General features: G+C 47.6%; 10 protein-coding genes. All 10 read left to right on the top strand.

Going from position 1 to position 13,799, the window contains the following annotated elements:
• Nucleotides 1-261 precede the first annotated feature (261 nt).
• Entirely contained in the window at nt 262-2,400 is a 2,139-nt protein-coding gene (locus GC102_RS23725; protein ID WP_171691683.1) for a glycosyl hydrolase family 95 catalytic domain-containing protein, read from the top strand.
• A 36-nt stretch (nt 2,401-2,436) separates the two neighbouring features.
• Nucleotides 2,437-4,620 (top strand): glycosyl hydrolase family 95 catalytic domain-containing protein, encoded by a 2,184-nt coding sequence (locus tag GC102_RS23720; protein ID WP_171691682.1) that lies wholly within the window; start codon nt 2,437-2,439, stop codon nt 4,618-4,620.
• A gap of 50 nt (nt 4,621-4,670) precedes the next feature.
• Complete coding sequence (locus GC102_RS23715) at nt 4,671-5,438, top strand: sugar phosphate isomerase/epimerase family protein (protein ID WP_171691681.1); 768 nt, start codon at nt 4,671-4,673, stop codon at nt 5,436-5,438.
• Nucleotides 5,439-5,483: 45 nt separating this feature from the next.
• Entirely contained in the window at nt 5,484-6,359 is an 876-nt protein-coding gene (locus GC102_RS23710; protein ID WP_171691680.1) for a phytanoyl-CoA dioxygenase family protein, read from the top strand.
• A gap of 215 nt (nt 6,360-6,574) precedes the next feature.
• The gene (locus GC102_RS23705) at nt 6,575-8,098 is read left to right on the top strand and encodes a type 2 periplasmic-binding domain-containing protein (protein ID WP_171691679.1); all 1,524 of its coding nucleotides are present in this window, start codon (nt 6,575-6,577) and stop codon (nt 8,096-8,098) included.
• Between the two features lie 111 nt (nt 8,099-8,209).
• A complete protein-coding gene (locus GC102_RS23700) occupies nt 8,210-9,178 on the top strand; it encodes an ABC transporter permease (RefSeq protein ID WP_246321082.1) in 969 nt (322 codons plus the stop codon).
• A 21-nt stretch (nt 9,179-9,199) separates the two neighbouring features.
• A complete protein-coding gene (locus GC102_RS23695; protein ID WP_312883368.1) occupies nt 9,200-10,075 on the top strand; it encodes a carbohydrate ABC transporter permease in 876 nt (291 codons plus the stop codon).
• A 55-nt stretch (nt 10,076-10,130) separates the two neighbouring features.
• Complete coding sequence (locus GC102_RS23690) at nt 10,131-11,933, top strand: sensor histidine kinase (protein WP_171691678.1); 1,803 nt, start codon at nt 10,131-10,133, stop codon at nt 11,931-11,933.
• The gene (locus GC102_RS23685; protein WP_171691677.1) at nt 11,920-12,708 is read left to right on the top strand and encodes a response regulator transcription factor; all 789 of its coding nucleotides are present in this window, start codon (nt 11,920-11,922) and stop codon (nt 12,706-12,708) included. The genes GC102_RS23690 and GC102_RS23685 overlap by 14 nt, the downstream gene beginning before the upstream one ends.
• A 225-nt stretch (nt 12,709-12,933) precedes the next feature.
• The coding region (locus tag GC102_RS23680; RefSeq protein WP_171691676.1) for a Gfo/Idh/MocA family protein at nt 12,934-13,799 on the top strand (866 nt) is incomplete at its 3' end.

Here is a 13,799-nt window from a genome sequence, read left to right as displayed (position 1 = left end):
TTCACTTCAAAATCCTATAAAGAAAAGCTATAGCCTGTCACCCATCGGGGCTATCAGGTTTCGACGTTTATTTCCATTTGCCACATCGTACAATGACAGCGTTTATTTGGTCAATAGTCCACCTTAATTACCTTAAATCAGGATACATTTCCGTTAACATAGAACATGTAAACGCAATCAAAAGGTCTGTAAGATTGACGATATCAGCTGGCAGTCTAAGATGTAAACGAATTTCTTCATAAACAAAGATGGAGGGAACGTATGCAATTCTATAAAGCGACATTTACAGAGTCCCCTAAGCATGTACCGACGAACAAGGTAGTAGATGGACCGATTGTCGGTAATGGCGATACCGGCGTCGTATTGGGAAACTTCCCGCAAAGCCTTCGTTTTTGTATATCCAAAAACGATTTTTGGAGGCCTCTCGAGGGACAAGGGCGATGGAGCTCCGATCGAATATTCGGCTCCCCTTGTCCGATCGGCATTCTCGATATGACATTGGAATCCGTTGACTTTGAACGTTTTCAGGTGGAGCAGCATCTGCAGTCCGCTGATATTGTCGGTAAGTTTTATACACGGAAACAAGAGCCGATTGAGCTTCGGGCTTGGGTGAGCGCGACTGAAAATATGTTCATCATCGAGTTTACGTCCGCTGCTAGGCAGAAAGTAGAATTGAGCTTAACGCCGCAAACGGGCTGGATGTCTTCTGCCGAAATGGGGTATGAAGGAGACGATACGCTTTGGATGAAGCGGAGTTTTACGGATGAGAAGCTGGCGTGGCCTTCTGAAGCGGCCGTGTATTTGAAGCATATATGCGGCGGGACGTCGCTCGGGACGTTGTCTTACGTGCAGCTGGAGCCTGGGGTGAAGGTGATATTTGCGGCAAGCATCTGCACCAATCACGAAACGCCGGAATTTGCAGAACGCGCCAGAAAGCGTATCGATTTGCTAACATTTAGCGATATTGCCAAGCTTCGTGAAGAGCATGAAAGCTGGTGGGTCAAATTTTGGAGCAAATCGAAGGTGGAAATCGGAGATGAGCTGCTGGAGCGGTTTTATTACGGCTCGCAGTACATTATGGCTTGCTGCAGCAGAAATAAATGGTTTCCGCCCGGAATATTCGGAAATTGGATTACGAAAGATAACCCGAGTTGGGCGGGAGATTACCATGTGAATTATAACTATCAAGCGCCGTGGTGGGGCGTGTTTTCATCCAATCATGTGGAATTGTCGGAGCCCTACGATATGCCGATTCTGCAATATGTCGCTCATGGGAAAGAGAAGGCGAGGCGGCATCTCGGCATACGGGGCGTTTACTTTGATGTGGGGATCGGTCCGAAGGGGCTCCAGACGGCAAAGGAGAAGTTTTGGGGGCAAAAAAGCAACGCCGCATATGTTGTCGTCAACATGATGATGCGTTACTACCATACTTATGATCTTGATTATGCGAGAGAAGTCTCCTATCCGTTTATGCGGGAAGTCGCCGATTTCTGGGAAGATTACTTGCAATATGAGGACGGTCGATACGTGATTCGAGGTGATTCCGCAATGGAATCGGAAGAGGAGCCCGAAGAGGTGAATCCAATTTTGTCGCTCGGCATGGTGAAAGCGTTATTTCCCGCAGTGCTCGAGATCAGTACCGTTCTTGGCGTCGATGAGGATCGGCATGCCAAATGGAAGCATATTATCGAGAAGCTGAGCGATTTTCCGACCTTTGATCTGAACGGCAAGCGCGTTTTCCGGCTAACTGAAATCGGCGCTCCCTGGAGAGAGGATAATACGGTTCAGCTCCAACATATTTTCCCAGCCGGCTTGATTGGTCTCGGTTCCAACCCTGAGCTTGTGGAGATAGCCCGCAATACGGTTGAAGCGCACGGGGGATGGAATGACTATAATGGCTTTCCGACCATATTCCCTGTAGCCGTCAGAGTCGGTTACGACGCCGGAACGATACTGGACCAACTGCGAAGACAGTGTGTCTCGAACGGTTTTCCTAACCTGTTTATCTTTTTCGGGGGAGGTGGGATCGAGTGCTGCAGCACGGTGCCGTTCACAATCAATGAGATGCTCATGCAAAGCCATGAGCGCGTCATCCGTTTGTTCCCTCTCTGGCCTAGGGACAAAGATGCCAGATTCAAGGATTTGCGCGCTGTAGGTGCTTTTTTGGTGAGTGCGGAGCTCCGTGATAGTGTTGTTCAAAATGTAACGATTACGAGCGAGAAGGGGATCGCATGCAAGTTGGAAAATCCTTGGCTGCATTCAGCTGTATCTATATTCGAACACTTTCAGGGCAGATCGAAAGAAATTGCGCATGAACGATTGGACGGGGGATGTTGCATATCGTTCGGCACATGTCATGGCGCAGTCTATACAATTAAATGTAAGGCAGACCATTCATAAGCCAGTTTTGTGAATTGAAAGTCGGGAGGAATAGAGATGGATTGGAAGTTGCATGAACAAATAGATTGGAATTCTTTTATGGAGCAACATGATTTGATTTGGAACGAAAAGCCAAAATCGTGGAATGAAGGCGCGTTTATGGGCAACGGACTTCTCGGAGCTATGATCTACAGCGAGTCGCATAACGAGATCGCGTGGCATATTGGGCGAACCGATGTGACGCAGCGTGCGGATAATGTTGAGCCAATTGCCGGTAAGTACCGCATCCCGATTGGTAAGCTTGTTTTACAGACGCAAGGGAAAATTCAAGAGTGCTCGATGCGACTCGATCTGTGGAACGCGGAAATCCGCTGTCGCCTGCTAACCGATCGGGGAGAAATAACGTGGCAAACGTTTACTCATGCTGAGCATCATGTCGTCGCGATTGAGTGTCAATCGATAGGTGAGGAACAGGCCGCGTCATGGAAATGGATGCCGGCCAAAGCGGAAAATCCGAGAGTCGTTTTCCATAAGCTCCGGGGAGTGCAAGGGCCGAATGAGATACCGAATCCGGAGGTCCGCTGGGAGCAGGATGGGGACATACGGATTACCGTCCAGGAACTGGAGTCTGGCGGGGAGTATGCAACGGCATGGATGGAAGTCGGGAATCATAATGTGAGCTCAAGCAGCAAGGCTATTTATTTAAGTGTAGGGTTCTCATATCCGGATCATTATGGCAAACAGGAGAGCGTCAATGTGATCAGAAAGGCTGCTGCAATAGGATTCTCAAAACTGCAGGAAACGCATCGATCGTGGTGGAACCGGTATTACCCAGCCAGTTTCATTTCCGTACCTGATTCGGAATTAGAGAAATTTTATTGGATACAAATGTATAAGCTGGCTTCGGGAACACGCTCGGATCGTCCAGCACTTGATCTGATGGGGCCATGGATGGACCTCACGCCATGGCCGGCGATTTGGTGGAATCTCAATATTCAACTTACTTATTGGCCGGTATACGCCGCGAACCGACTGGAGCTTGGCGAGTCGCTTTGCCGGATGTTGGACGCTAATATGCAGAACCTGATCCGTAACGTACCGGAGCCGTTCCGTCACGACTCGGCTGCGATCGGAAGAGTCAGCGGATACGATTGTTTTAGTCCGGTTGATGATAAGCGAAATGCATGGGGGCCCGAGCACGGTAATTTGACTTGGGCATGCCACAACTATTGGTTGCAGTACCGCTATTCCATGGATGAGACCATGCTGAGGGATCGGCTGTTTCCTCTGCTAAGACGGGCCGTATGCTATTATTTGCACCTTCTGCATGAAGAGGAAGACGGCAAGTATCATTTACCGGTTGCGGTGTCTCCGGAGTACGAACAGTTGGCAGCCGACACGAACTACGACCTGTCATTGCTTCGCTGGGGCTGCGAAACGCTGATTGCCATATGCAGTCGGTTGAAGCTTGCGGATCCACTGCTGCCACGGTGGCGTGAGGTTATAGATAAGCTGACAGACTACCCGATTGATGAAACGGGGGTGATGATCGGTAAGGATGTTCCGTTGTCGTCATCGCACAGACACGCTTCGCATTTGTTGATGATTTACCCGTTGTATCTCATAAATGCAGAATTGCCGGAGTCACGTGGGTTGATCGAGAAGTCACTGGAACACTGGATTCATTTCAAGGGCGCATTGTCGGGGTATTCGTATACGATAGCTTCTTCGTTATATGCGTCTTTGGGACGTGGGAACGAAGCACAGAGCTGCCTGAAAAGCTTTTTCTCCGACCACTTGCTGCCAAACACGATGTTTCGCGCGCCGGGACCATGCATTGAAACGCCGCTGTCCGCAGCAACCTCGTTGCATGATATGCTGCTGCAAAGCTGGGGCGATAAAATTCGTGTATTTCCTGCTCTTCCAGACGAATGGAAAGATGTTGCCATTCATCAGATGCGGACGGAAGGCGCTTTTCTAGTCAGCGCTTTGCGCAAAGGCGGAGTGACCCAGTTCATTCGCATCGAGAGCCTTTCGGGTGAACCATGCCGGGTGCAAACCGATCTACCGCTGCCACTATATGCGGAATGGTTGCCTTTGGAATCCGGGGCCGCAATTCCTGAGCGTAATGTTAGAGTCAATTTGGTCAAGAGTGAGAACGGTCGGACGCTCGTCGAGATCGATTTATTCAAGAACGAAAGAGTATTGCTGTTTTCAGAAGGCAATCCCCCGGTTCATTAGTGGTTATTTGACGCTGACAGCAGAAAAATAGAATGTAAGGAGCTTTTAAGATGAAAATAGCTGCGCAATTATTCACGTTAAGAGATTACATGCAAACTCCTGAAGAAATCGAAGCATCTCTGAAGAAAGTAAAGGACATCGGTTACAATGCCGTTCAGGTTTCAGGATTAGGTAGTATCGATCCTAAAGCGTTGAAAGAGATGACTGATCAATTAGGTCTTGAAATTTGCGCTACGCATATCAGCTACGCCGATTTGACAGAGAAGATGGACGAGATCATTGAGAAGCACCAAATTTGGGGCTGCAAATATGTGGGATTAGGCTCCATGCCAGTGGATCAACGTACAACGAAAGAGGGATACTTGGCTTTTGCCAAAAAGGCCACAGAAATTGGTCGTCAATTGAAAAGCGGAGGACTAAAGTTCATTTATCACAATCATAATTTTGAGTTTACTAAATTTGGTGACCGCACAGGTATGGATATTCTTATTGAAGATACGGATCCGGAGGCGGTTGATTTTGAATTGGATATGTATTGGGTTCAAGCTGGCGGAGGGGATCCGATCGACTGGATTCGCAAGTTAGACGGCCGAATGAAGGTGGTTCATTTGAAGGATATGGCTATAACGAGCGAGCGGGAGCAGCGTTTTGCAGCAATTGGTGAAGGGAATATGAACTTTGCGGGTATCCTGAAGGCTTGTAAGGAAATTGGCGTAGAGTGGGGTCCCGTAGAGCAGGATCAATGTTACGGCAATAACCCTTTTGAATGTCTACAAACTAGTTTTCAATATCTTCGCAAACTAGGCATTGAGGCATGATTAACCCCGTAATTATTATGAAATTGATAAGGGAGAGGATTAAAAATGAGTTTAACTGTCGAACAAATCGAGCAATTCCATCGAGATGGTTATGTGATTGCGGAGAATGTCCTGAAAGAAAGCGATTTGGCGCCTATTATCACTGCTATCGAAGAGTTAATCGAACAGCGGGCGGACAAACTGTACGCCGAGGGTAAAATTGCTGATAAGCACGAGGGTGAATCGTATCAAACCCGTTATGAAGGCATCTATCGGCAATCCAAGGAAATTGGAGTGGGGCTCGATATTATGCATTGGCGGCATCCGGCTTTGTTCGAGTTTTTAAAAAATGAAAATTTACTCAATGTTGTGGAGTCTCTGATAGGCGGAGAAATCGCCTGCAATCCGATTCAGCATCTTCGAGCCAAAATGCCATACGATGGCAATCAAGCGGATTCTTTCCAGAACGTTCCATGGCACCAAGATGCAGGAGTGACTTTAGAAGAAGCAGACCCATGCGAAATTATCACCTTCTGGCTCCCGCTTGTCGACGCCGTTGCGGAAACAGGCTGTATGGAGATTATTCCCGGAGCGTTTATGATGGGGTTATTGCCGCATCATGCTGCAGGCGGAACGACGATCATTCCTGAGTATATGCCGAACTTGAAAGCTAAGTTGGCTCCTTGTCCAAAAGGCGGCATCGTGATCATGAACAAATACACCCCGCACAAAGGAACGCCTAATGTATCCAATATCGTGCGCTGGACTCTCGATCTTCGATATCAACGGACCGGAGAGCCGACAGGACGGCCTTTCCATCCATCCTTTGTGGCTAGAAGCCGCAGTAACCCCGGAAGTGTGCTGACAGATTACAACGCATGGTCAAACCAATGGGAAGAAGCGATCGCACAGAGCGAGGGCAAAAAGATTCATCGAGTTTAATCTAAACCTTCCACAATTACCGTAAATCAGGATACAATTCCATTAACATAGAACATGTTAACGCAACCAAAAGGCCTGTAAGATTAACGATATCAGCTGATAGCCGAATTAAATGTAAGCGCATTATTTGTTGCTGCAGGGGGAATCATCGCTTAAAAGATCGAATGATTTATACAACAGATGTATAAAGGAAAAAGCGAGAGGAGTAAATCAGGATGAAAAAGAAACATATGATCGTTTCTCTGGCAGTGTTAATGACTACGGGGGTATTGGCCGGTTGCAGCAGTTCCGAGAATGCGAATCCGTCCGGAGCATCGGCTTCCAATGAGCAGACCAAAATCAAGGCGCTGCTCATAGGGGACCAGGTTAAAACGGATCTTAATAAAGCGAAGGAAGATATCGAGAAGCGCGGCAATATCAAGATTGAAGTCGAAATGGCGATCGAAGATGTTTACGCGGATAAAATAAGCCTGGCGATGGCCAATTCGTCGCAGTACGACCTCATTCTGTTCGACAACGGGAAAGACAACGTGTTTGCCAATTATGTAAAGCAAGGCGCCTTCTATGACCTTACACCTTATATAAAAGACAAGAAAAACCTGAGCCTGATCCCAGAAATCACTTGGACTTCAACGAAGGTGGACAACAAAGTATACGGTATCCCTCGTCCGCGGCAAATGTATAGTGCACAGGGAGTCATTGCGATACGCAAAGACTGGTTGGACAAGTACGGCTTGAAATTGCCGGAGACGCTGGACGAATACACGCAAGCGATGAAAACCTTCAAGGCGAAGGATCCGGCCGGTGGAGGGAAGACCGTGCCGATCGTCACCTACCCAACGAACGCATATACCGTTTTCGGCTGGCTCGGACCGGTTCAGACTGCACTGGGCATGCCTAACGGATGGAGAACCGAGAACGGCGTTCCTAAATATGCGGTCCAGACGCCGGAGTACTTGAACTATTTGAATTGGTTGAAGCAAGCGTGGACGGACGGTCTAATCGACAAGAATGCCCCGGTGTTAAAGCCTTCCCAGGCTGTCGATCAATGGCCTCAAGGAATTGGAGGAACCAAGGCGGCGAATATTCAGGAATTGAACGATAGCGCTAACACTAATTTGGCCAAAATTCGCAAAACCGATGCCAAGGGGGATATCGCCATCATTCCTTTGTTGAAAGGTTCCGACGGAAAAGGCGGTATCGCCAAAGGCGGAGGTTACTACGGTTTATGGACGATCCCGAGCACGACGCCGAAAAACAAGGTTCAGAAAATCGTCGACTTCCTTGATTTTACGGCTAGCGAGGAAAATCAAGCGTTCAGTAAAGCGGGGATAATCGGCATGCACGCTACAAGTTACAAGGATGGCAAGGTGGAGCAGACGCCTGAGCAGCTTAAGCTGTTCCAGGAAGAGCAGCCGAACCTCTGGGTGCTGGAAAACCGTTACGATCCCTACCTGTACGTGAACGCTACGGCTTCAGAACCGGTCAGAAAAACAATGAAGGATATTACCGATAGCTTCGAGAAAGTAGGCATAATGAATCCATTCGAGGGTTTAATTTCAGAAACAAATTCCAAAAATCCGGACAATCTGAAGAAGCTTAGTACGGCCGCATTGAAATACGTCATCGGAGAAGGCACGCTCGACGCGGTAAAGGCCGAAATCGACAGCTGGACGAAAACATATGGTGAACAGATTGCCAAAGAGTATTTGGAGCAGTACAACGCCCAGAAAAAGTAACGCGGACGGATATCTGAGAATTGTCCTCCAGAAGGTAAAGGACGGCAATTCTCTTTCTCATACCGGATACAGATGAAGAAGATAGCATCATGGAATTAAGGAGGACTGTGGATGGCTTTGCAGCAGGGTGAACAATCAGCACTACAAATGAAAGCGAATTATTCAGTTGCTTCAGAAAAGTCTTTTTTCAAGAGAAATGCAAAAAAATACATGTGGTTTTATTTGCTGGCCGCTCCGGGAATGATTTATTTTATTGTTTTTAAATATTTTCCGCTGTGGGGCATTTTGCTCGCATTTCAGGACTATAGCCCGTTCTTGGGCTTTTGGAAGAGTCCATGGATAGGCTTTAAGCATTTTCAGGACTTTTTCACAAATGAAGCCTTCTTCCTTCTTCTAAAAAATACGCTGATGTTGAGCCTCTATAATTTGACCTTCTATTTTCCGTTTGTCATTTTTTTGGCGATGATGTTGAGCGAGCTGAGTTCTGTGCTGATGAGAAAAATCGTGCAGACGGTCATTTACTTGCCGCATTTTCTTTCCTGGGTCGTGATCGTGGCGATTACGCTCATTTTCTTCGGGCCGTCCGGTGTCATTAACCATTATTTGGCCCAAACGATCGGTAAGGAATTCGCTTTCATGACTAGCAATGAGTGGTTTCGGCCGCTCGCGGTTTTTCAGGGGATTTGGAAGGAAGCAGGCTGGGGAACAGTTATTTTCCTGGCGGCGATCGCAGGCGTAAATCCTGACCTTTATGAAGCGGCTAAGATGGACGGAGCCGGCAGATGGCGGCGAATTTGGCACATTACCCTTCCCGGCATCAGGAGCACCATTATCATTTTGTTAGTGCTTCGCGTCGGAAGCATTATGGATGCGAACTTCATGCAGGTATTTCTGATGAGCAACGGGCTCAATCAAGACGTCTCTAACGTTCTCGATCTGTATGTTTACACAGTAGGCTTGGCGAAGTCCCAATTCAGCTACGGGATTGCAGCCGGATTGTTCAACTCGGTAATCGGATTGATGATGGTTGTCGTCAGCAACTATTTTGCCAAAAAAGCGGGAGAAGACGGTGTATTCTAAGCCGGATCGAGGTAAACCAACGTGCGGATAAAAGATAAATTTTCCTTGTTTGATGCAACAAATTCATTGTTCATGTTGCTCTACAGCTTGCTTGTGTTTATTCCGTTCCTGTACGTCGTGGCCGTTTCGTTCAGCGGAGGCGGAGAATCGGTGGGGGGGAATTTTTTTCTTGTACCGAAAGAAATTTCACTGGAAGGATACAAGTATTTACTATCGACGAATCGATTCATTAACGCGATCGGCAATACGATTTATATCACAGTAGTTGGAACGGCCATTAATTTGCTGTTTTCTGCAACGCTGGCCTATGCATTGTCCAAAAAGTTTTTGCCGGGCCGGCGTGCGATGATGCTGATCATTTTTTTTACGATGCTTTTCTCCGCGGGGTTAATACCGAATTATTTGCTGATGAAGTCGCTTGGGCTGCTGAATACGTACTGGGCGCTGATACTGCCGGGTGCTACCAATGCTTTCACAATTATGGTGATGAAAACATTTTTCCAAGGACTTCCGGAAAGCTTGGACGAAGCGGCGCGAATAGACGGAGCGGGGGAAGTAAGGATCTTGTGGTCGGTCGTGCTTCCGCTTTCGATGCCGGTTATGGCGACATTCGGACTCATGTTCATGGTCGGCCACTGGAATGAATTTTTCGGAGCTGTCATTTATTTGAGCAAGAGCAGCATGTGGACGGTACAGGTGCTGCTAAGGCAAATGATTATCGTCGGCACTGCCAATATCAATAATGAGTTTAGCATGGATGAGAAAACGACCTCTCAGCTTGGAGACAGTATCAAAATGGCGGCCATCATCATCTCTATGATCCCGATCGTAACGATTTATCCGTTTTTGCAAAAATATTTTGCGCAAGGCTCCATGGTAGGATCGATCAAAGAATAGCTCATGTATGCTCCCGTCATAAGGTATAATGTAGCTGAAAGGCGGCGATGACAGGATGAGAGCGTCGTTTCTAAGCTTTATACAAAGAAGCTTTTTTGTGAAAGTGATCTTTATTTTATTTCTCATTTCAGTCGTTCCTCTGCTTATTTTCGCTTACTTGACCGTAACCCTCTCCAATCAAACGGTCATGGACAAAGTCAAGAAGCTCAATTTGCAGGTCGTGAACCAAGTCATGGAACGCACCGACATCACGATGCTGCGCATGCAGCAGGTAAGCTCCCAATACGGGATATCGCCAAGCATGATCAATTTAATGGATTCGCAAAAAAACTTTTACAATTATGTCGTGCAAAATCAGGAGCTGCAGCGGGTTCTGGACACGGCCAAAGCGGTAATCGGGGACATCAACGATATTGGCATCTATTCAGTCGAGTCTGGGGAAGTGGTCACTTCGCTCGATCCGATTGCTCCGCTCACGGAATCGCGTTACACCAAACTCATTGCACGATTCGAGCAATCGAACAAACCTTTTCTACTGGTTGACGATCGGAATGCCGAAGATTCCTTTTTGCAAAACAACAGCTTTTTCATGCGAAAAGTGCCGTATTCCAATGGAGTCGGCTATAAAGGCGTGCTTATGATCACCCTTCCGAACGAAGCGCTGAAGAAAGCGATTCAAAATATCGATTTGGGACCGGAAGGCGCGGTTTATATCGTATCCCCGGACAAGAAAGTGATCGCCACGACCAGCAGGGAAGATTCCTTTGAGCTGATCAAGCATACCGGACAGCTGCTGGACAACTGGCAGCAAAGGGAACGGAGCGATCAATTCACGCTTGGGCACTCGCTCGTATCTGTGAAGCAATCAAAATATTTTCACGGATGGATCGTCATCTCTGAAATCCCGGACAGTCAGTTGTCGGAGAGCACGCATTTTATAACGAAATCCGCCTTGGTCGTGCTGTTCGCATTGATGATGCTAGGTCTGATCGTTTCGCTGACAGTAGGATACAGCTTATACAGACCGCTGCAGAGGCTCAAACGTCATATGCGGCTTATCCAGCAGGGCGATTTCACAACACATTTCACCAATTATCCGAACAATGAAATCGGCGATTTGGGCTTTATGTTGAACAAGATGGGCAACCGCTTGCAATCGCTCGTTGAGGATTTGCAAAAATCGGAGGATTTGAAGCGCCGCAATGAAATCCGCGCGCTGCAATCGCAAATCAACCCGCATTTTATGTACAACACCTTGAACACGATTAGCGTTTTCGCCACGCTCAGGGATTACAAAAAAATCAAAACGATGATGCACAATCTGATCACGATCCTGCGCTATTCGATGGAAAACTACGAACAGCTCGTTCCGCTTTCACTCGAGCTGAATTATATCGCCGATTATGTGAATTTGCTTCAGCTTCGGTACGATCGCCCGATTCACCTGCAATTGGAAATCGACGAGTCAATGAATGACATGCTCATTCCTAAATTGCTGCTGCAACCTTTAATCGAAAACTCGCTGTTCCACGGTATTTTGGCCAAGGAGGACGATGAAGGTTTGATCATCGTCAGGGCTACCCGGACTACGGAAAAAACAGTTCTGCTGCAAGTCGGAGACAACGGTAAAGGAATCGATCCGGATCGGCTAGAAGCGCTTCGCAACGATTTGGCGCACAGCCTGCCGGGTGAAAGCATTGGCGTGAAAAACGTATGGGAGCGGGTTAGGCTGCTCTACGGCGAGCAAGCGGAGTTTCAGATCGAATGCCCAGGGGACGGAACGGTCGTATCCATCCACATACCATGCGACAGACTGTACGATGAAAAGGAGGATCCTTCGCTATATGACGCCGTATAAAGTGATGATCGTCGAAGACGAAAAGCCAGCACGGGAAGTGTATAAGCAGATGATCGCCGAGGAAAGCGGTCTATTCGAGCTTGTCGGGGAGGCGCCGAACGGGGAAAAAGGGCTGCAGCTGTGTAAAGCGTACAAACCCCATTTTCTGGTCACGGATCTTACGATGCCGGTTATGGGCGGAATCGAAATGATGATGGAGCTTGCCAAGCTGGAGCGGGAGATGCCGCTTATGGTCATTTTAAGTTGCCATAGAGACTTTCACTACGCGCAGAAGGCGATTGAGCTTGGAGCTTCGTCATATTTGTTGAAGGAAGACTGCCTGGCACACGATTCGTTGCTCGCCGACACGCTTAAGCAGCTGATAGCGAAGCTGAACGGTCGCAGTTATGATGCCGTCAACATGGATGAGCACTCGTCGATTAGCGAATATCCCCCTGGTCATCAGAACAGCGCCATGGAAACTGTCATCCGGCAGCTGCAAGCTGATTTGAGCAAATCTTATCGTATGGAACAAGTGGCCTCGCAAGTCGGCTACAGCATGCCATATTTCAGCACCATGTTCAAAAAAACGACTGGCCGGACGTTCACCCAATATATTATGGAGCTAAGGATCAACAAAGCGAAGCAGATGATTTCCACCACAAATCTTCGAACAAACGAAATCGCCGAGCGGGTCGGACTGGAAAATTACCGGCATTTCAATAAAATATTTAAACGGATAGTCGGCATGAATCCAAGCGATTACCGGCAATCTAGCAAACATAATGAAAGTTAAAACAAGATCGTTTCATGTTTCAGACCTTCGGCTGACCGGAGGTCTTTTCATTTTGACGTAAGTCCACAATTACCGTAATTCAGGATACATTTGCGTTAACATAGAACATGTAAACGCAATCAAAAGGTCTGTAAGATAAACGATATCAGCTGGTAGGCAAAGCAACCAAAGCGGAGAGACTTTGAGCTACGCTCAAAGATCCCTATATTAGGAGGATGTACACTCATGATCGTATCGAAAATGAAAATTGGCATCATTGGTGTCGGATCGATATCCGGCCTGCACTTGAAATCGTATCAGAAGCTGGAAGATGTGGAACTGTATGCAGTTTGCGATTTGAATGTGGCGCGGGCAGAAGAGACAGCGAAGCAATACGGAATCTCTCATGTGTACACGGATTACAGGGAGCTTCTGGCTAATCCAGAAGTGGAAGCGGTTAGTATTTGCACGTGGAACAATACGCATGCTGAGATCAGCATTGCCGCTTTGCATGCTGGTAAGCATGTATTGGTTGAGAAACCATTGTGCCGTACAGTCGAGGAAGCGCTTCAGATTCAGGAGGCGGTGCGTGAGACTGGCAAGACACTACAAGTTGGCTTCGTGCGCCGATATGATGCAAATGCACAGCTTGTAAAACGGTTTATCGACAACGGCGAGCTGGGGGAAATCTACTATGCGAAGGCTTCCTCCCTCCGCATTCTCGGTAATCCGGGAGGCTGGTTCGCGGATCAAGAGCGCTCAGGCGGGGGTCCTCTCATTGATATCGGCGTACATTTAATCGATCTGATCTGGTATTTGATGGGGCGGCCGAAGCCTGTTTCAATCAGCGGCAATACATATAAGAAGTTGGGTAATCGATCTCATGTTCGCAACCTGTCGTTCTACAAGGCTGCAGACTATGATCCAAACACGAACAATGTCGAGGATCTGGCAAACGCGTTGATCCGTTTCGAGAATGGTGCTTCTCTGCTCGTAGACGTGAGCTTTACGCTTCACGGTAAGAAAGGTGAGAGTACTGTGAAATTATACGGAGATCAAGGTGGCGTTGAGTTGGAGCCAGAGCTGATTTTAGTAACAGAGAAGCATGACAC

Source organism: Paenibacillus germinis, assembly GCF_013141785.1.
Taxonomy (GTDB): domain Bacteria; phylum Bacillota; class Bacilli; order Paenibacillales; family NBRC-103111; genus Paenibacillus_E; species Paenibacillus_E phytorum.
This window is presented reverse-complemented; position numbering and strand designations above follow the sequence as displayed.

What these genes read in the sequence shown, in the direction of transcription:
- GC102_RS23725 (WP_171691683.1), top strand. Translation starts at nt 262, where the DNA reads ATGCAATTCTATAAAGCGACATTTACAGAGTCCCCTAAGCATGTACCG.
- GC102_RS23710 (WP_171691680.1), top strand. Translation starts at nt 5,484, where the DNA reads ATGAGTTTAACTGTCGAACAAATCGAGCAATTCCATCGAGATGGTTAT.
- GC102_RS23685 (WP_171691677.1), top strand. Translation starts at nt 11,920, where the DNA reads ATGACGCCGTATAAAGTGATGATCGTCGAAGACGAAAAGCCAGCACGG.
- GC102_RS23700 (WP_246321082.1), top strand. Translation starts at nt 8,210, where the DNA reads ATGGCTTTGCAGCAGGGTGAACAATCAGCACTACAAATGAAAGCGAAT.
- GC102_RS23715 (WP_171691681.1), top strand. Translation starts at nt 4,671, where the DNA reads ATGAAAATAGCTGCGCAATTATTCACGTTAAGAGATTACATGCAAACT.
- GC102_RS23720 (WP_171691682.1), top strand. Translation starts at nt 2,437, where the DNA reads ATGGATTGGAAGTTGCATGAACAAATAGATTGGAATTCTTTTATGGAG.
- GC102_RS23690 (WP_171691678.1), top strand. Translation starts at nt 10,131, where the DNA reads ATGAGAGCGTCGTTTCTAAGCTTTATACAAAGAAGCTTTTTTGTGAAA.
- GC102_RS23705 (WP_171691679.1), top strand. Translation starts at nt 6,575, where the DNA reads ATGAAAAAGAAACATATGATCGTTTCTCTGGCAGTGTTAATGACTACG.